The 18,485-nt window shown below is 45.1% G+C and carries 16 protein-coding genes and 1 other RNA gene; 7 read left to right on the forward strand and 10 right to left on the reverse strand.

The window, feature by feature from the left end; all coding sequences use genetic code 11:
- Nucleotides 1–113 precede the first annotated feature (113 nt).
- The 5 genes from RH88_RS01650 to leuA form a co-directional block, all read right to left on the reverse strand.
- Nucleotides 114–908: a DUF547 domain-containing protein gene (locus tag RH88_RS01650; protein ID WP_005593017.1), complete on the reverse strand. Its 795-nt coding sequence runs from the start codon at nucleotides 906–908 to the stop codon at nucleotides 114–116.
- Nucleotides 909–1,041: 133 nt separating this feature from the next.
- Nucleotides 1,042–1,644, reverse strand: coding sequence for a 3-isopropylmalate dehydratase small subunit (leuD, locus tag RH88_RS01655; protein ID WP_005593018.1), 603 nt, complete (start codon nucleotides 1,642–1,644; stop codon nucleotides 1,042–1,044).
- An 11-nt stretch (nucleotides 1,645–1,655) separates the two neighbouring features.
- Nucleotides 1,656–3,056, reverse strand: coding sequence for a 3-isopropylmalate dehydratase large subunit (gene leuC / locus RH88_RS01660; RefSeq protein ID WP_005593019.1), 1,401 nt, complete (start codon nucleotides 3,054–3,056; stop codon nucleotides 1,656–1,658).
- Between the two features lie 159 nt (nucleotides 3,057–3,215).
- Nucleotides 3,216–4,307 carry a 3-isopropylmalate dehydrogenase gene (leuB, locus tag RH88_RS01665; protein ID WP_005593021.1) on the reverse strand — a complete coding sequence of 364 codons (1,092 nt, stop codon included), beginning with the start codon at nucleotides 4,305–4,307 and terminating at the stop codon, nucleotides 3,216–3,218.
- A 111-nt stretch (nucleotides 4,308–4,418) separates the two neighbouring features.
- A complete protein-coding gene (gene leuA / locus RH88_RS01670) occupies nucleotides 4,419–5,966 on the reverse strand; it encodes a 2-isopropylmalate synthase (RefSeq protein WP_005593022.1) in 1,548 nt (515 codons plus the stop codon).
- Between the two features lie 529 nt (nucleotides 5,967–6,495).
- Between leuA and RH88_RS01675 the strand changes: the two genes are divergently transcribed.
- The 6 genes from RH88_RS01675 to ilvN all read left to right on the forward strand — a co-directional run bounded on the left by RH88_RS01675 (nucleotide 6,496) and on the right by ilvN (nucleotide 14,107).
- Entirely contained in the window at nucleotides 6,496–7,023 is a 528-nt protein-coding gene (locus RH88_RS01675) for a phosphatase PAP2 family protein (protein WP_005593023.1), read from the forward strand.
- 4 nt (nucleotides 7,024–7,027) lie between these two features.
- Nucleotides 7,028–8,074 carry an MJ1255/VC2487 family glycosyltransferase gene (locus tag RH88_RS01680; protein WP_005593026.1) on the forward strand — a complete coding sequence of 349 codons (1,047 nt, stop codon included), beginning with the start codon at nucleotides 7,028–7,030 and terminating at the stop codon, nucleotides 8,072–8,074.
- 410 nt (nucleotides 8,075–8,484) lie between these two features.
- Complete coding sequence (gene leuO / locus RH88_RS01685; protein ID WP_005593027.1) at nucleotides 8,485–9,453, forward strand: transcriptional regulator LeuO; 969 nt, start codon at nucleotides 8,485–8,487, stop codon at nucleotides 9,451–9,453.
- Nucleotides 9,454–9,658: 205 nt separating this feature from the next.
- Nucleotides 9,659–11,467: an AMP-dependent synthetase/ligase gene (locus RH88_RS01690; RefSeq protein ID WP_005593028.1), complete on the forward strand. Its 1,809-nt coding sequence runs from the start codon at nucleotides 9,659–9,661 to the stop codon at nucleotides 11,465–11,467.
- A 419-nt stretch (nucleotides 11,468–11,886) separates the two neighbouring features.
- On the forward strand, nucleotides 11,887–13,611 hold the full coding sequence (locus tag RH88_RS01695; protein ID WP_005593029.1) for an acetolactate synthase 3 large subunit: 1,725 nt from the start codon (nucleotides 11,887–11,889) through the stop codon (nucleotides 13,609–13,611).
- Between the two features lies 1 nt (nucleotide 13,612).
- Entirely contained in the window at nucleotides 13,613–14,107 is a 495-nt protein-coding gene (gene ilvN, locus RH88_RS01700) for an acetolactate synthase small subunit (RefSeq protein WP_005593030.1), read from the forward strand.
- 95 nt (nucleotides 14,108–14,202) lie between these two features.
- Here ilvN and serA read toward each other — a convergent pair whose 3' ends face one another.
- From serA to zapA, 5 genes are all read right to left on the reverse strand, one after another.
- On the reverse strand, nucleotides 14,203–15,432 hold the full coding sequence (gene serA, locus RH88_RS01705; RefSeq protein WP_005593031.1) for a phosphoglycerate dehydrogenase: 1,230 nt from the start codon (nucleotides 15,430–15,432) through the stop codon (nucleotides 14,203–14,205).
- A gap of 325 nt (nucleotides 15,433–15,757) precedes the next feature.
- Entirely contained in the window at nucleotides 15,758–16,414 is a 657-nt protein-coding gene (gene rpiA, locus RH88_RS01710) for a ribose-5-phosphate isomerase RpiA (RefSeq protein ID WP_005593032.1), read from the reverse strand.
- A 53-nt stretch (nucleotides 16,415–16,467) separates the two neighbouring features.
- Nucleotides 16,468–17,061 (reverse strand): 5-formyltetrahydrofolate cyclo-ligase, encoded by a 594-nt coding sequence (locus tag RH88_RS01715; RefSeq protein WP_005593034.1) that lies wholly within the window; start codon nucleotides 17,059–17,061, stop codon nucleotides 16,468–16,470.
- Nucleotides 17,062–17,092: 31 nt separating this feature from the next.
- A non-coding RNA gene (gene ssrS, locus RH88_RS22830) (6S RNA) lies at nucleotides 17,093–17,276 on the reverse strand.
- 69 nt (nucleotides 17,277–17,345) lie between these two features.
- On the reverse strand, nucleotides 17,346–17,669 hold the full coding sequence (zapA, locus tag RH88_RS01720) for a cell division protein ZapA (protein WP_005593035.1): 324 nt from the start codon (nucleotides 17,667–17,669) through the stop codon (nucleotides 17,346–17,348).
- Between the two features lie 236 nt (nucleotides 17,670–17,905).
- On the opposite strand from zapA, the gene RH88_RS01725 reads away from it, so the two are divergent.
- Nucleotides 17,906–18,484: a YecA/YgfB family protein gene (locus RH88_RS01725; protein WP_005593037.1), complete on the forward strand. Its 579-nt coding sequence runs from the start codon at nucleotides 17,906–17,908 to the stop codon at nucleotides 18,482–18,484.
- Nucleotide 18,485 lies beyond the last annotated feature (1 nt).

The following is an 18,485-nucleotide window of genomic DNA, read 5'->3' on the forward strand; positions in this document are numbered from 1 at the left end:
GAAAGCCCTGACCATTTGGTCGGGGCTTTTTCGTATCAGCAAAAAAACAATCGCCCTGAGCAGGCTATCTGCTCGGGGCGTTTTATTATCTATGTTCGGTAAGCCAACAGTGTTTACTGTTGGTTCAGCGTCCAATCATAATCATACTGGACGTTATCTAAAGTAGCGCTCAGGTTTGGGCGATAGCGCTTAATATGGTTTATTACGCCGCCATCAACGGCAAAATCACTGGCAAACCAATCATAAATGGAAGAGAGCTTTAAGCCTTTCTCGTTGAGTTCTACGCCTTTAGGGCTGTTAATAAAAGCTTTTGCTGCCTGCTCTAATAATTGGTCTGTGTTTTGCGCGGTGAAGGCTTGAGTTTGTAAATTGGGACAGCCAAGGCTGGCACAGTTAACCGCGTAATGAGTTCGAGGATCATTCCAAATTGGGCGCAGTATCCGATGTTCAATATCATTCAGCGTTAGGGCTTTGCCCTCGATCGTCACAACCTCTTCATCCCAAGGGCCGAAGCTGAAAAATCCGCCCAATTTGGTAATTGATTTAACCGGATAAGCATCGAGAATAAGATCAACGGTGACGGCGTTGTAAAGGTTAACCCAATAAGCGTATTGGACCGCTTGTGAATACTCTTTTGGATCAAGTTGGCTCAACTGTTCGATGTAGCTATCCAGTCTCTGCTTATCGATAGGCGTCACAGCTTGATAGGCGAATAGATGATTCTGCCCAGAAACCACGACATATTGTTCGAGTATATCTTGCCAAGTTTGATGATTAATTGTGGCTTGATTGGTTTCATTGCTTTGCTGCCAATAGGCCCAAAGATCAGATTTTGGTGCTGCTACCGTAGAAAAAGTGGCAAAAGGTAGACTCGCTAAGGTGGCGTATAAAACAAATCTTGTTTTCATGTTTAGACTCAAGCGGATAGAACTTAATGATAAGACCGTGTCAGCTAAATAAAACTTTCCCAATCCACGAATGAAGTCCTCATTCAACGGGAATAAAAAAGGTTGGCGATTAAGCCAACCTTTGTATTATCTGTTAAGCGAGAAAGCGAGGTATTTTACTTTCGTATTCGGTGATTTTCGCTTCATGTTGCAAGGTTAGACCAATATTGTCTAAGCCGTTGAGCAAGCAATGGCGACGGAATGAGTCGATCTCAAAAGCGTACTCTTTGCCGTTAGCACGAACACGCATTGCTTCTAGATCGACCTCTATCTGTGCTCCCTCATTAGCTTCAACGAATTGGAAAATCTCATCCACTTCCTGCTCTGTTAAGCGCACTGGAACCATTTGGTTGTTGATGGAGTTGCCATAAAAAATATCAGCAAAACTCGGAGCGATCATCGCTTTAATGCCGTAATCAGCCAGTGCCCAAGGGGCGTGCTCGCGGGATGAACCACAACCAAAATTTTCTCGTGCAAGTAGGATTGAAGCACCTTGATAGCGATGGGCGTTCATCACAAACTCAGGATTCGTTTGTTGACCGGCATCATCAAGAAAACGCCAGTCATGGAATAGGTGTTTGCCAAAACCTAAACGAGAGACTTTTTGTAGAAACTGTTTTGGGATAATCGCATCTGTATCGACATTGGCAGCATCAAGAGGAACAACCAAGCCTGTATGTTGTTTAAAACCCGACATCTTGTTACTCCTTAATCCAATTCACGAATATCAACAAAGCGGCCCGCTATCGCAGCAGCTGCAGCCATCGCAGGGCTGACTAGATGGGTTCGACCATCACGACCTTGGCGACCTTCAAAGTTACGGTTTGAGGTTGATGCACAGCGCTCATGTGGCCCTAAACGGTCATTGTTCATCGCTAGGCACATTGAGCAACCAGGTAAGCGCCATTCGAAACCGGCATTTTTGAAAATCGTATCTAATCCTTCAGCTTCTGCTTGCGCTTTCACTTGCTCAGAACCTGGAACGATCAGTGCTTGCACGTGGGAAGCGACTTTACGGCCTTTGGCGATTTCAGCTGCAGCGCGCATGTCTTCAATGCGAGAGTTAGTACAAGAGCCGACAAATACTTTGTCCACGGTGTAATCTGATAGTGTTTTACCTGCTTCTAGTCCCATGTATGCCAGTGCTTTTTCTGCTGAAGCCTTTTCGACGGGATCGGCAAAGCTGGCTGGTGATGGGATTGGAGCATCAACCGCTATAACTTGGCCTGGGTTAGTCCCCCAAGTCACTTGTGGTTTGATGTCTGCGGCATTAAGCGTCACAACCGCATCAAATTGCGCGTCATCATCAGATTTTAGCGTCGACCAATATTCAACGGCGGCGTTGAAGTCGTCACCTTTTGGTGAAAACTTACGATCCTTAATGTAATCGAACGTTGTTGAATCAGGCGCGATAAGGCCTGCTTTAGCACCCAGTTCAATCGCCATATTACATACCGTCATGCGGCCTTCCATTGAAAGATCGGTAATCGCCTCTCCACAGAATTCAACCACATAGCCAGTACCGCCAGCGGCAGTCGTTTTACCAATGATTGCCAGTACAATATCTTTGGCGGTAATGCCCTCAGCAACCTTGCCTTTCACTTCGATCTTCATCGTTTTGGCACGGGCTTGCTTTAGCGTTTGTGTGGCTAAAACGTGCTCGACTTCCGAAGTGCCTATACCAAAGGCCAGGGAACCAAAAGCGCCATGAGTTGCGGTGTGTGAATCACCACAAACAATGGTCATGCCCGGTAAGGTAATTCCTAGTTCAGGGCCCATAACGTGTACGATACCCTGATATTTATGGTTGATGTCATATAAGGTAACGCCAAACTCTTCACAGTTTTTTGATAACGTTTCCATTTGGATACGAGCCATTTCACCCGAAGCATTGATGTCTTTCGTCGTGGTGGAAACGTTATGATCCATTGTGGCGAAGGTTTTATTCACTTGGCGAACTTTGCGACCTTTTTCTCGTAAGCCATCAAAAGCTTGTGGAGAGGTCACTTCATGCACTAAATGGCGATCGATATACAAAATCGGTGTTTCACCTTCAGCGGCGACGGCTACGTGTGCGTCGTAGACCTTTTCATACAGTGTTTTGCCCATTGCTTCCTTTCCTCGTCGTCTTTCGCTATTTCAACAGTGATGACATAGGCGTTACTCGCCTGTTGCGTCGCACCAAGGTTTCAGAAATCACTCCGACTCTTTGGCGCAACGGCGACTGTTGTGAGACGACTGTCTCTAATTGTTATAAATTCAATATTGTTAAGAGTTCAAAATGTACTCAGCGATCTTATCGCCCATCTCAGATGTTGAGAGTGCTGGTTTGTCACCGGCAAGATCGCCAGTCAGTTCACCGGCAGAAAGCGCTTTAGAAACGGCATTTTCAATATCTAACGCGGCTTCTTCTTCGCCCAGGCTGTAGCGCAACATTAATGCCGCTGACAGGATTTGAGCGACTGGGTTGGCGATATTTTTTCCTGCAATATCTGGAGCGCTGCCTCCAGCTGGTTCATACAGACCAAACTTACTCTCGTTAAGGCTGGCAGAAGGTAGCATGCCCATTGAACCGGTGATCATGGCACACTCATCAGAAATAATGTCGCCAAAAATATTGGAGCACAACATGACATCAAACTGAGACGGATCTTTGATTAGCTGCATGGTTGCGTTGTCGATGTAGATGTGTGAAAGCTCAACATCAGGGTAATCTTTAGCAATCTCTTCAACGACTTCACGCCATAGAATCGAACTTTGCAGTACATTTGCTTTATCGACCGAGCATACTTTTTTATCGCGCAGGCGAGCGGATTCAAAGGCAATCTTTGCAATGCGCTCGATCTCAAAACGGTGGTAAATCTCAGTATCGAAGGCTTTCTCATTTGGACCTTCACCTTCACGACCTTTTGGTTGGCCGAAGTAGATGCCACCAGTAAGTTCACGCACAACGACAATATCAAAACCACGTTCAGAGATATCCGCGCGTAGCGGTGAGAACGCTTCTAAGCCGGCATGAATCTGTGCTGGTCGAAGATTACAAAATAGCTGGAAGTGTTTACGCAACGGCAGTAGAGCGCCACGCTCTGGCTGGTCATTCGGTGGCAGATGTTCCCATTTTGGCCCGCCAACCGAGCCAAATAGAACCGCGTCGGATTGTTCACAAGCTGTGATGGTCGATTGAGGCAGCGGAGTACCGTGGTTATCGATCGCGATACCACCGACATCGTGTGCTTCACGTTGGAAAGCAATACCACGTTTGGTTTCTATGGCGTCCAATACTTTGTTCGCTTGAGCCATTACTTCTGGGCCAATGCCATCACCGGCTAAAACTGCGATCTTGTAGGTTTTGTCTGTCATGTTAGTCCTTTAATTTTTGTGCCCATCGAGAACACACGACTGCATTGATGGGCTTAGCGTTGTTTTGCTGTATTCATTTATCAAACGCGAAGATCGCGTTTGATGGTTATCCTATACGGTGGCGATTTTCTTCTGCTTAATCTCAGCAATTTTATCGGCGCGATGAATGCTATTGATTACGTGCAGTAGTGCTTGTCCTGACGCTTCGACAATATCAGTGGAAATTCCCGTTCCGTGATATTTACGCCCTTTATAGTTGGCAATGATATCGGCCTGACCTAAACCATCTTCACCTTCGCCTTTGGCGGTAAGATCGAATTTATCCAATACAATATCGTACCCGGTTACACGATAAATACACTGATAAAGTGCATCTACCGGTCCATTGCCGACAGCCGCTTCACACTTTTCTTCATCGCCGCACTGCAATTGAATACTGGTCGTCGCCATTACGCTGCCTGATTGCACACTAAGGTAATTCAATTTGTAGAAGTCATCTTCATCACGCAAGTTAGAGAAGTGCATCAACGCTTCTAGGTCGTAATCGAACACTTGGCCTTTGCGGTCAGCAAGTTTCAAGAAGGCGTCATACAAGGCGTTCAAGTTGTACTCTTCTTCTTTATAACCCATTGAGTCCATATGGCTCTTAACCGCGGCACGACCGCTACGACTGGTTAGATTGAGTGATTGATTTTTCAACCCAATCGATTCAGGAGTCATGATTTCGTAGGTGTTTTTATTCTTTAGCATGCCATCTTGGTGAATACCGGAAGAGTGGCTAAAGGCATTCGCTCCGACAATTGCTTTGTTGCTTTGGATTGGCATGTTACACAACTGGCTAACAAGCTTACTGGTGCGATGAATTTCTTCATGCTTTAGACCGGTATGAACGCCAAGCAGCTCTTGGCGAGTCTTGATTATCATCGCGATCTCTTCTAGCGCACAGTTCCCCGCACGTTCGCCGATGCCGTTGATGGTTCCTTCAATCTGGCGTGCTCCCGATTGGACGGCGGCAATGGAGTTCGCCACTGACATGCCCAAATCATCGTGGCAGTGAACGGAAATGATCGCTTTATCGATGTTAGGAACACGGTTAAACAGCGTTTCGATAATGCCACCAAATTCATTTGGTACTGTGTAGCCAACGGTATCGGGAATATTTACTGTCGTCGCGCCAGCGTTAATCGCGGCTTCGACCATGCGGCAAAGGTTATCAATCGGCGTTCGGCCTGCATCTTCACAAGAAAACTCAACATCATCGGTATATTGGCGTGCGTGTTTTACTGCTCTTACACCCATTTCGACGACATCGTCATAGCTGCGGCGCAACTTATCTTGCACGTGCACCGTTGAGGTTGAAATGAAGGTATGGATACGAAATGCTTCTGCTACTTTTAGCGCTTCGGCTGCGGCATCGATATCTTGTGGTACTGCGCGAGAAAGAGCGCAGATGCGACTGTTTTTAATGTGACGAGCAATGGTTTGCACCGATTCAAAATCGCCTGGAGAAGAAACCGGGAAACCCGCTTCAATCACATCCACTCCGAGACGTTCAAGTGCATACGCAATTTGCAGTTTTTCTTTTACTGTCAAACTGGCTGACAACGCTTGTTCGCCATCACGCAAGGTGGTGTCGAAAATAATGACTTGATCGTTCATAAGTGCTTCCTTTTTGATCCGTTTATCCGCTTAGAGAGGGGATTTAAACGATTACTTCCAGTATTTGATCATAAAAAAACCCGCATCTCGGTGCGGGTTTGTTGTAAATCTGTGTGGTTATTTCTCTTCCACAGCCTACCCGCGCGATTGATTCACGATCAGGAGGAGGTTCAGTTGGCGAGAAAATGTTCTTGTCATTGTTAACTACTTCCTAAGAGAGTTAATGAAACCACATAAATAAGTTAATAGATTAGTACCGTACTCAGCTCGGAACGTCAACCATAAAGTTGTTTTTTTATTCAATTGGAAGGAATTTTAGCCATAAGAAACGATTTTCACTCGATAAGTTTTTTTGCAAGTTTGAAAACGTATCACTCTATTTGAACCATGAAAGATCGTTTATTGCTCCTAAAAGTCACACGATCATGCTGTCACTAACTCAACAAAAAAACGTCAACTCACTGTCATATCGGCCCTCTAATTTGAATATAAGCACACTACCACACTGTGCGAATTACTGGAGAGTGCCATGCGTACTATTGCCCCAATTGCTAAGTTTGACCTCGCGTTTTCGTTATTTTGCTTACAACATAGATTCTGCTTACCGTTATCTAAAATCAGCCGAGTTGTTTCTCATTCGGGGGATGGCCATTTGTATGTGCTGCTTGGTTGCCTAGCTTGGCATTTAGATGGTGAAAATGGAAAACAGTTTCTAGCCGCTGGTTTGCTGGCATTTGCTGTGGAGTTACCGATTTACTGGATGGCTAAAAACCTCTTTAAGCGGCGTCGCCCTGCGGAGTTTAGCCCGCTCATTCCCTCCTTTATTACTCCATCTGACCGCTACAGTCTACCTTCAGGGCATACGGCGGCCGCCTTTCTTATTGCCACTGTGCTAGCGCATTACTATTTGGATTATGCCTTGCTTGCTCTTATATGGGCGGCTGCTATTGCATTGTCGCGCATACTGCTTGGTGTGCATTTTCTTACCGATGTGTTGCTGGGCGCTTGTCTTGGTATTGCCTGCGCTACGTTTGCCTTGCAGTGGTTTGGAGGATAAGGCGATGAAAATTCTCTATGGGGTACAAGGTACCGGTAATGGCCATATCGCACGTTCGAGAGCGATGTGTCATGCCTTAAAGGCGCATCAGGTTGAGGTTGATTTTTTGTTTTCGGGTCGAGAAGTTGATAAATACTTTTCGATGGAGTGTTTTGGTGATTATCAAACTCGTCGCGGCCTTACTTTTATTTGTGAGAAAGGGCAGGTTAATTATCGTAAAACCTTGTTTAAGAATAGCCTTACTGAGTTTGCGCGTGACGTCGCGGAGTTAGATCTGTCGGGCTATGATTTGGTGCTAAACGACTTTGAACCGGTCACTGCATGGGCGGCGAAAAAGCAGAATGTCCCGTTGATCAGTATTAGTCATCAAAATGCTTTTCGTTACTCAGTGCCGCTCAAAGGTGCGGATTGGTTAGATAAACAAGTGATTCGCTATTTTGCACCCAGTTCGCACTACCTTGGTTTGCATTGGCATCATTTTAATCAACCAATTTTGCCGCCAATTGTCCATATGACAAAAGAGAAGGTGGACAATCAAGACTATGTTTTGGTTTATCTTCCTTTCGAGAGTTTGGACGATATCACCGACTTATTGTTGCGTTTTACCAGCCAAACTTTCGTCTGCTTCCATCCGCAGATCATCAGCGTAAGCCAGATCGACAATATTCAATTCTTCCCGTTGAGTTTGTCTGAGTTTCATTATTATTTGCAACGCTGCGCGGGCATTATCGCTAACGGTGGTTTTGAACTGCCCTCCGAGGCCCTTGCTCTTGGCAAAAAGTTATTGTTGAAACCACTTGCTGGGCAGTTTGAGCAACTCTCCAATGTCGCCACGCTGGAGAGCTTAGGTTTGGCGAGTAGCATGGAAATGTTGGATGCCGCGATTGTGCGCAATTGGCTCGATGAGGAAGCGGGTGAGAGGGTAGTCTATCCGGATGTAGCCAGCGCGATCGTGAAGTGGCTTCTAGAAGGTAATTGGGATGATACCGAGCAGCTTACCAGTCAGCTATGGAGCCAAGTTGACTTCCCTAATTATGCTTTTAATGAGTAGTGTAATTGAAAGTATGCGTGGTTGTTTGTTGCTCAGTGTATGAAGTGATTGTTTTTATTCACAGATAACAAAACATCTTCTGCTGCTTATTTATCCGGTCAATTAATGATGTTAATGATTCATAGCTAGAGTGAATTGTTTATCAATCAGCTAAAAAAAACCAATTTAGCTTTTTTTATGATGTCGTTATCCGCCTGTTTTTTTAATGACTTTAATTGTTAATGGCTAAAAAATACTGATTAATTATCAATCCAGTTGCGCTCGATTGATTGATTAGTCGATAGTCTCTTTTCGTTACTACTCATCTAAATCGCAAATAAATAAGCAGCCTATAAAAAGCCGCGATTAAATCGGTATAGCACAGCGAGATTGTGTTTTGCCCCATGATTCCATTTTTAGAGAAGAGACCGATGACTGAAGCTAAAGAACCAATGAGCGCAATTGCCAGCTACCGAATGGAAAGCACACTACGTGGTGTTGACCTGAACTTACTCACGGTGTTCGATGCCGTGATGCAAGAGCAAAATATTACACGTGCCGCACACAATTTAAGTATGTCTCAACCTGCAGTGAGTAATGCGGTTGCGCGTTTAAAAGTGATGTTTAATGATGAGCTGTTCATGCGTCAAGGGCGGGGTATTCAACCAACTCAACGTGCTCGTCAGTTGTTTGGTCCGGTTCGTCAGGCTCTGCAATTGATCCGCAATGAGCTGCCAAGCTCAGTATTTTCTCCAGAGAGCTCAACTCGTCTGTTTAAGTTAGCGATGTGTAGTCCGTGTGATATGCGTTTTGCACCCAAAGTGATGGATACGATTCATCAGCGTGCGCCATACGTACAATTGCATCTTGATGCTGAGTTTGATCGTCAACTGGCTGAGCGTATGCGCTACCAAGAAATTGATTTTGTCATCGACTATGCTCGCTTTGACGAGCAGGGCTTCTCGAGTACTGAAATTTTCCAAGATGAGTTAGTGATCGTTGCATCGAAAGCGCATCCACGCATTCAAGGTTCAATCAGTGTGGATGGATTGCGTTCAGAGCGCCATGCGAAATTGTCTCGTGTACATGGTCAGCGCAGTTTTTCTGAGCAGGCGTATAGAGAGTTGGATGTTTGCGCTTACTACGAAGGTACCAGTTTGAGCAATGTGCTCTATGTTGTTGGCCAGTCAGAGCTTGTGACGATAGCACCACGCTGGATGGTTGAGAACGCGGCCAATCAACAACAGTTACAAATCATTGTCTCACCCTTTGAGAATACAGTGATTAATGGCTATCTTAGCTGGCATGAATCGAGTGAAAAAGATAAAGGACATATTTGGTTACGAGATCAGCTTATGCAAGTGTGTGGAGAAGTTGTTGCAACTGAAAATAATTCATAAGCTTATGATAAATATCATTTAAATATAACTATTATGATATTTGTATAAATATAATTGGTTGAAATAGTTCTATTTAAAGCCTCGGATGGCGAAAGTCTCCGAGGCTTTTTCTTATAAGTTTGATGCGTGTCAGTTGCCTTTTTTAGCTTGAAATGTACACTGTGCGCGCAAAAGGCTTACAGGTGTAAGCCTAAAGGTAGAAAAGATGGCCAATTTAGATTTTCATATCGTTAAAAGAATTCGTGAACAAATTGCACAAGGCGGCGAACGCACTGCGCTTAAGCACAAAGTAGATGGCTTATGGCAAGGTATTAGCTGGCAGCAATTTGGTCAGCAAGTGGATGCAATTTCACTGGCGTTATTGGCTCAAGGATTACGAGTACAAGATAAGATAGGGATCTTCTCAAACAACATGCCGCAATGGACCGTTGCGGATATCGCTACGTTACAAACGCGTGGTGTGATTGTGCCTATTTACCCAACAAGCACCGCTGCACAATCAGCGTATATTCTGCAAAATGCAGACGTAAAAGTGTTGTTTGTTGGTGAGCAGCCTCAATTTGATATGGCTGTCTCTATCTTTGAACAGTGTGAGCAACTTGAATTGATCGTAGCGATGTCGGACGACATTGATCTACAAGGTCATTCGTTTGCGAGCAGCTGGCAAGATTTTATCGCTCGTGGCGATGAAGCACATCAAGCAGAACTACAACAACGCCTTGATGATGCAAACCTCGACGATCTATTAACACTAATCTATACCTCTGGTACAACTGGCCAGCCAAAAGGCGTAATGCTGGATTACGCCAACATTGGTGCGCAGCTACAAGGTCACGATCAGCGCTTAAGTTTGACTGATCAAGATGTGTCACTGTGCTTCTTGCCGCTGTCTCACGTGTTTGAACGTGCGTGGACTTTCTATGTATTGTACCGTGGAGCAACGAACTGCTACCTGCAAGATACGATGCAAGTACGTGATGCACTAAGCGAAATTCGTCCAACCGTGATGAGTGCTGTGCCGCGCTTCTACGAGAAGATTTTTTCTGCGATTCACGAGAAGGTCGCTAAAGCGCCATTTATCCGCAAAGTGTTGTTCACTTGGGCGGTTAATATGGGTGCGAAAATGGCGGTATGCCATCAAGATGGTCGTAAGCCATCGTTGATGCTGAAAAAATCGTACAAGCTTGCTGACAAGTTAGTGTTGTCGAAATTGCGTGCTCTGCTGGGTGGTCGAATCAACTTTATGCCATGTGGCGGCGCGAAATTGGATGAGACCATTGGTCGCTTTTTCCATGCCATTGGCATCAACGTTAAGTTGGGTTACGGCATGACCGAAACCACGGCGACCGTTTCTTGTTGGGATGATAAGTGTTTTGATCCTGCTTCGATCGGCATGTCGATGCCGGGCGCGCAAGTGAAGATCGGTGAAAACAACGAGATCTTAGTGCGTGGTCCTATGGTGATGCGTGGCTACTACAAAATGCCAGAAGAGACCGCTCAAACGTTTGATGAACATGGCTTCCTAAAAACCGGTGATGCAGGTCATATTGATGAGAACGGTAACTTATTTATTACCGATCGTATCAAAGAGCTGATGAAAACATCGAATGGTAAGTACATCGCACCACAAGTGGTTGAAGGTGCAATCGGTAAAGATCATTTCATTGAACAAATTGCGGTGATTGCGGATACGCGTAAATTCGTTTCTGCGTTGATCGTACCGTGTTTTGATAGCTTGGAAGAGTATGCTAAAGAGCTCAATATCAAATACCACGATCGCGTAGAGCTGATTAAGCATCACCAAATTGTTGAGATGCTTGAATCACGTGTGAACGACTTGCAAAAAGAGCTGGCTAAGTTCGAGCAGGTGAAGAAATTCAAATTACTGCCTAAAGCATTCTCGATGGATGATGGTGAGTTAACACCAACGCAGAAACTGCGTCGTAAAGTGATTAACGATAAATACCAAGACGAAATCGAAGAAATGTACGACGATAAACCGTCTAAGAAGTAGTTTTTCTCAATCTAAATATTTAGGTTGATTAAAAATCCCCCACAGTCATCACTTGGCTATGGGGGATTTTTTTTATTTTTACACTAGCTAGCAGGGCACTCTCAGAAAGTTTGCACAAAAAATATTCAGCTTTATTTATCGCGGTTTCGTGGAAAGATGCTGATTTTTAGACGGTATTTATCCACTTTTTATCGTCATTCTCGGAATTCATAGAATTGTGTGAGGAATGAGAGAAAAGTCGCAATAGATTCTTTGAAAAGAAAACGTTACATTTGTTGCTATTGCTTGCGTGTTGTTATGACATGCGCAAGGCATAGAGAAAGAGTGGAAGTATTTCAATTAGGCTAAAAATAAGCCCTAACTATGTGCAACCGGCCAAGCAATGAACCCTATTGATTGGTGCAGGTAAGGAGAAAGATATGACAGCAATGTTGTCCGGTGCAGAGATGGTTGTTCAATCTCTCATCGAAGAAGGAGTTGAACAGATTTTCGGTTATCCAGGCGGTTCTGTATTGGATATCTATGATGCGCTGCATGCGAAAACCGAACAAATCAAACACGTTCTGGTTCGCCATGAACAAGCGGCAACGCACATGGCTGATGGCTACGCACGTGCAACGGGAAACCCTGGCGTAGTGTTGGTTTGTTCAGGCCCTGGCGCAACGAACACCATTACGGGGATTGCAACCGCCTATATGGATTCGATTCCCATGATCGTCATTTCCGGTAATGTGCCGAATAACCTGATTGGTAATGATGCGTTCCAAGAGTGCGATATTGTCGGTGTGTCACGTCCAGTGGTAAAACACAGCTTCTTGGTAAAGAAAGCCGAAGATATCCCTGAAACTGTTAAAAAAGCCTTCTACATTGCGACGACAGGCCGTCCTGGTCCTGTGGTTATCGACTTACCTAAAGATATTCTTAATCCACAAATCAAATTGCCATACGAGTATCCTGCAACGATCTCGATGCGCTCGTATAAACCAACCACCACAGGCCATAAAGGTCAGATAAAAAAAGCACTTAAAGCCTTATTAGAGGCGAAAAAGCCTGTGTTGTACGTCGGTGGTGGTGCTGTGATTTCCGAAGCGGATGAGCCACTATTGAAGCTGGCTGAAACACTGAACTTGCCAGTCGTGAGCACCTTAATGGGGCTCGGGGCATTCCCTGGTACTCATAAAAACTCGCTCGGTATGCTTGGTATGCACGGTACCTATGAGGCCAATATGGCGATGCATGGCGCGGATCTGATCTTTGGTGTTGGCGTGCGCTTTGATGATCGCACCACCAATAACCTAGAAAAGTACTGTCCAGATGCCAAAATTATGCACATTGATATCGATCCTTCGTCGATCTCAAAGAACGTCAAAGCGGATCTGCCTATCGTAGGCTCTGCCGATAAAGTCCTTGCTTCAATGATGAGCCTGCTGGTGGAGCAAGGTGGTAGTAACGATGAACAAGCATTGAACCTATGGTGGGATGAAATTCAAACATGGCGTAATAAAGAGTGTTTGAAGTATGACAAATCACCTGAGCGTATTAAGCCACAACAAGTGATTGAGACATTGCATAAACTGACTAATGGTGATGCTTATGTCGCATCAGATGTTGGCCAGCACCAAATGTTTGCCGCCTTGTATTACCCATTCAATAAGCCACGCCGTTGGATTAACTCTGGCGGTTTAGGCACGATGGGCTTTGGACTCCCGGCGGGGATGGGCGTTAAATTTGCCAAACCGGATGAAGAAGTTGTTGTGGTGACGGGTGACGGCAGTATTCAGATGAATATCCAAGAGCTGTCGACGGCAATGCAATATGACATCCCAGTGAAGATTATTAACTTGAACAACCGTTTCTTAGGCATGGTGAAACAGTGGCAAGATATTATTTATCAAGGCCGTCACTCTAATTCTTACATGAGCTCGGTGCCTGATTTTGCGGCGATCGCAGAAGCTTATGGCCATGTTGGTATTCGCATTGAAACCCCAGATGAACTCGAAGCGGGTTTACAACGGGCACTTGAACTGAAAGATCGTTTGGTGTTTGTTGATATCAATGTTGACGAAACAGAGCACGTGTACCCAATGCAGATTAAGGGCGAGGGTATGGATAAGATGTGGTTAAGCAAGACGGAGCGTACCTAAGATGAGACATATCATTTCACTATTGATGGAAAACCAACCGGGTGCGCTATCACGAGTTGTCGGCCTGTTTTCACAGCGTGGCTACAACATTGAATCATTGACCGTTTCACCAACTGACGATGAAACCTTGTCACGTTTGAATATCACCACAATCTCAGACGATTTGGTGCTAGAGCAAATTCAAAAACAGCTGCACAAACTGATTGATGTATTGAAAGTTCAGGAAGTCTCTGAGCTTGAGCATATTGAGCGTGAGTTGATGTTGGTTAAGGTGAAAGCCAGTGGCTTTGCTCGTGCTGAAGTCAAACGTACTGCGGATATTTTCCGTGGGCAGATCGTGGATGTCACGGCATCGCAATATACAGTGCAATTGACAGGTGATAGCGAAAAACTTGATGCCTTTATCCAAGCGTTATCAGAGGTGACAGAAGTGATTGAAGTGGCGCGAAGTGGTGTGGTTGGCATTGCGCGTGGTGAGCGAGCACTCAAAGCCTAATCATGCGTACCTAAACAATATAGATAACAAAAAACCACCGACAATTCGGTGGTTTTTTTATGTTACGCGTTTCGTTTACGAACTCATGCTAACAATTAGTGCAGAATACGTGCGCGAATTGTCCCTTCGATGGTTTTCAGTTTCGCCAGTGCTTCTTCTGAACGTTCAGTTTCGACATCGATAACCACATAGCCGATCTCAGCAGCCGTTTGCAGATACTGCCCAGCAATGTTGATCCCTTCTTCAGCGAAGATGGTGTTAATTTGCGTCAAAATGCCTGGACGGTTTTTATGGATATGCAGTAGACGTGAGCAATCACGGTGCTCTGGTAGCGATACTTCAGGGAAGTTAACACTTGAAAGCGTTGAACCGTTGTCTGAATATTTTGCCAATTTACCTGCAACTTCAACACCAATGTTCTCTTGTGCTTCTTGCGTTGAGCCACCAACGTGTGGGGTCAAGATAACGTTGTCGTATTTTTGCAGCGGTGATTCGAATGCTTCCGCATTGGTGGCTGGTTCCGTTGGGAATACATCCACAGCTGCACCTGAGATGTGGCCAGCTTCGAGAGAGTGGCAAAGTGCCTCAATATCCACCACAGTACCGCGAGCGGCATTAATGAAGATTGCGCCTGGCTTCATGCGAGCAAATTCATCAGCACCCATCATGTTTTTGGTTTCTGGTGTTTCTGGTACGTGCAGAGAGATAACATCACATTTATTCAGTAGCTCACTCATGGTGAACACTTGTGTGGCATTACCCAGTGACAGTTTGTTTTCAATATCGTAGTAGTAAACACGCATACCCAAATTTTCAGCAATAATGCCGAGCTGAGTACCAATATGGCCGTAACCAATAATACCTAGGCGTTTACCACGTGCTTCGTAAGAGTTATCGGCACTTTTCTTCCAAATACCACGATGCGCAAGTGCATTCTTTTCTGGGATACCGCGCAATAATAGTAGGATCTGACCAAGTACCAGCTCGGCAACACTACGCGTGTTAGAGAATGGGGCATTGAACACCGGAATCCCGCGCACTGCAGTGGCGTGAAGATCAACTTGGTTAGTACCAATACAAAAACAGCCAACCGCAACTAATTTTTCAGCAGCATCAATGACTTGTTTGGTCAGGTTGGTACGAGAACGAATACCAATAAAGTGGGCATCTTTTACCGCTTCCATCAACTCAGCTTCTGACAAAGAGCCTTTGTGATATTCGATATTGGTGTAACCCGCTGCTTGTAAAACTTCTACTGATGATGGGTGTAAGCCTTCCAAAAGAAGTATCTTAATTTTTTCTTTATCCAGTGAAACTTTGGCCATTGTCTTCATCCTTAAAGTGGGGAAAGGGGGCAAAACTGGCGCACATCGCATTAAAGCGGGCTAAAAAAGAAGCTTTCTAACCTCTTTATTGGAGCGCAAACGTTTTCCTTGTGCGTCTTCTGCTCACTAACTTAACAAAAAAAATAAAGTTTGGGTAAGAAAATTACGGAATAAAGAATAATTTTTAAGCGATAAAAAACAAAAAGCGGCCCAAAAGAGAGCCGCTTGTAATGAAATAACAGAATCGCGCCGTTGTGACTGAGGCTGTGCGTAATACGGAGTCCGCTCGCAGCTTGTTCAATTCAGTGGGCGTTTCTATTAGTTTTTATTCTTCGATTTTTGCGCCGTTTGGCGTACCCGTGATCACCACATCAGCACCACGAGCAGCAAATAGACCGACAGTCACAACACCTGCGATAGCATTGATTGAACGTTCCATCTCTTTAGGATTGCTGATTTGCATGTTGTGTACATCAAGGATCACATTACCGTTATCAGTCACGACACCTTCACGATAAGCCGGATCGCCACCCAGCTTCACCAGTTCGCGTGCTACGTATGAGCGTGCCATAGGAATCACTTCAACAGGCAGTGGGAATTGGCCAAGAATGTCGACTGCTTTGGTATCGTCAACAATACAGATGAACTTGTCTGAGATCGCCGCAACGATTTTTTCACGAGTTAGCGCTGCGCCACCGCCTTTAATCATGTCGCGGTATGAGTTGATTTCATCAGCGCCATCAACGTAAACATCAAGACGAGCAACTTCATTACAATCAAATACTTCAATACCCAACTCTTTAAGTTTCGCTGTTGAGGCTTCAGAGCTTGATACTGCGCCCTTGATATCATCTTTGATAGTCGCCAGAGCATCGATGAAGTGATTCACAGTAGAGCCAGTACCGACGCCAACAATACTGTCTTTCTCAACATACTTAAGCGCAGCCCAACCGGCTTCTTTTTTCATCTCATCTTGAGTCATGCTCATCTCCTAGGTGGAAGTTCGTTATCGTTTGCGCGGCGGATTATATAACGTCAGCCGTGACATTCCCATTGCCATATTTTGCTCGGCGTCACTATTTTAGGTAGTGGCACATCCCAAGCTTCGATTGGCAGTTTCTCAACATGCTGACAATCATGGGCAAGGCCAATCGGTTTTGGCCCACGATGATCTTTAAACCAAGGCGCAAGAGTTCGGTCATAGTAACCCCCTCCCATTCCAAGGCGATGACCGGTTGAGTCAAATCCCACCAAAGGCGTACAGATAATGTCGAGTTGAGCGACAGGGCGGATCAACAGCTGGTTGAGTTTGGGTTCGGCAATCCGATATTGATTGAGCACCATTGGCGTATCGCTTTGATAGTGTAGAAAAAGCAGATGACCTTTGGAAAAAGGATGGATAACGGGCAGGTAGACGTGTTTGCCTTGTTGCCACAGCCAATCAATCAGTGGCTTAGTATCAACTTCACCATCGGCGGTAAGGTATAAGGCGATATGGCGTGCTGACATGATTTCGGGCAGACGGGAAAATTGCTCGATCAGTTTTAAACTGGCCTGTTGTTGGAATGAGGCGCTAAGCTGCTGTCTGGTTTGACGGATTTGTTGCCGAAACTGCTGTCGTGAAAGCATGATGATTTACCCGAATAATGGGGTATCAAGGAGATACCCCAGAGTGCCGTTGGAGATTTGGACCCTTGAACCAGCTGGTTCAAGGCGGATCAGCAATGATGACCGTAGGCTTCTCGGTACGAGCCGAGCTTGCTCAATAGCCCTCAAATACTAACCCTTTGGGATTGCTTATCGGCTCAGGGACTTAATCCCACTAACGCACACTCCAGGGTAAACTGGTTTCCACACTCGTTAGATAACCTAGTCTTTACTAGTCTATCAACAAGCACAGAGAATTTTTTAAGTTAAGATGACTGCTTTCCCTGCTGTACTTTACTTAGTGCATCATCAAGTGATGCTGTGAGCTTTTCCATACGCTCAGCAAATTGAATTTGCTGCTGCTCTTGCGCTTGTGAAGAGGAATCACGAGTCTCTAATTCGTAGCAGAAGTTGAGTGCCGCAATCGTCAATAAATGCACTTCATTGGTCACTTTAGTTTTATCGGTCATGTCTTTCAAACGATCACTAAGTCGTTTGGCAGCTTGAAGCAAAGCTTCTTCCTGACCGGGTGGGCAGTTTACTCGCGTTAACTTCCCTAAAATTTCAACGTCTACCGCTTGGTTACTCATATCCACTCTACACTTAGTATTAAGGTGATAATGCAGACCATCACCGAGGTGGAAACTATAGAAAAAGCCCAGTTAAGATTCAAGTCTTTCCCGTGCAACATGGGCAAAACAAAGGGAAATAACACAGTAATTGGGCAAATTGTGTAAATCCCGCTCATTATTGCTGCCTTGTTCATTTTCGCAAAACCAGCAAAGTGGTACGATTAAGTATTATTTTTGTAAAATTAGGTCTATCCATGAGTGACATCACCCTTCCAGATTACTTAACCTTCGCCACTGAGCTGCAATCAGCAGGTCTCGCGGTTAATCCGGCTGAAATACACGGTTTGCTAACCGGTATGCTAAGCGGCGGTTTAAGCTTAACGGATAAAAGTTGGCAGCCGCTAATTTTTGATTACACCAACGAAGGGATGGGGTGGCCTGACAGAACATTGAAATTGGCACAGCAAACCCTCGATGTGACCACTCAAGAGTTAACAGGCAGCGATATGGAGTTATCTATGTTGATGCCAGATGAAGACGCGAGCGCGAGCTTGTTTGATATCGCCGATGGTCTTGCTGAGTGGGTAAACCATTTTATATCTGGCTTAGGTCTTGTTGCGGTGGATTTGAAAAAAGCCTCAAGCAATGTCAAAGAAGCCTTGGCAGATTTGGAAGAAATTTCCAAACTGGGTATCGATGAAGATGAAGATCAACAAGAGCAAGCAATGCTGCTTGAGCAAGTATTAGAGCACGTCAAAGTCTGTGTGTTGACTATTCATGCTGAGTTTGGCCAAAAACCTGCTGAGCCAGCTGCAGCGCCAACCATTCATTAAT

This window comes from Vibrio scophthalmi LMG 19158, assembly GCF_000222585.1.
Lineage (GTDB): Bacteria > Pseudomonadota > Gammaproteobacteria > Enterobacterales > Vibrionaceae > Vibrio > Vibrio scophthalmi.

Bases quoted from the DNA above. Each gene is read 5' to 3' on its own strand.
- RH88_RS01650 (WP_005593017.1), bottom strand. From the start codon at position 908: ATGAAAACAAGATTTGTTTTATACGCCACCTTAGCGAGTCTACCTTTT.
- leuD (WP_005593018.1), bottom strand. From the start codon at position 1,644: ATGTCGGGTTTTAAACAACATACAGGCTTGGTTGTTCCTCTTGATGCT.
- leuC (WP_005593019.1), bottom strand. From the start codon at position 3,056: ATGGGCAAAACACTGTATGAAAAGGTCTACGACGCACACGTAGCCGTC.
- leuB (WP_005593021.1), bottom strand. From the start codon at position 4,307: ATGACAGACAAAACCTACAAGATCGCAGTTTTAGCCGGTGATGGCATT.
- leuA (WP_005593022.1), bottom strand. From the start codon at position 5,966: ATGAACGATCAAGTCATTATTTTCGACACCACCTTGCGTGATGGCGAA.
- RH88_RS01675 (WP_005593023.1), top strand. From the start codon at position 6,496: ATGCGTACTATTGCCCCAATTGCTAAGTTTGACCTCGCGTTTTCGTTA.
- RH88_RS01680 (WP_005593026.1), top strand. From the start codon at position 7,028: ATGAAAATTCTCTATGGGGTACAAGGTACCGGTAATGGCCATATCGCA.
- leuO (WP_005593027.1), top strand. From the start codon at position 8,485: ATGACTGAAGCTAAAGAACCAATGAGCGCAATTGCCAGCTACCGAATG.
- RH88_RS01690 (WP_005593028.1), top strand. From the start codon at position 9,659: ATGGCCAATTTAGATTTTCATATCGTTAAAAGAATTCGTGAACAAATT.
- RH88_RS01695 (WP_005593029.1), top strand. From the start codon at position 11,887: ATGACAGCAATGTTGTCCGGTGCAGAGATGGTTGTTCAATCTCTCATC.
- ilvN (WP_005593030.1), top strand. From the start codon at position 13,613: ATGAGACATATCATTTCACTATTGATGGAAAACCAACCGGGTGCGCTA.
- serA (WP_005593031.1), bottom strand. From the start codon at position 15,432: ATGGCCAAAGTTTCACTGGATAAAGAAAAAATTAAGATACTTCTTTTG.
- rpiA (WP_005593032.1), bottom strand. From the start codon at position 16,414: ATGACTCAAGATGAGATGAAAAAAGAAGCCGGTTGGGCTGCGCTTAAG.
- RH88_RS01715 (WP_005593034.1), bottom strand. From the start codon at position 17,061: ATGCTTTCACGACAGCAGTTTCGGCAACAAATCCGTCAAACCAGACAG.
- zapA (WP_005593035.1), bottom strand. From the start codon at position 17,669: ATGAGTAACCAAGCGGTAGACGTTGAAATTTTAGGGAAGTTAACGCGA.
- RH88_RS01725 (WP_005593037.1), top strand. From the start codon at position 17,906: ATGAGTGACATCACCCTTCCAGATTACTTAACCTTCGCCACTGAGCTG.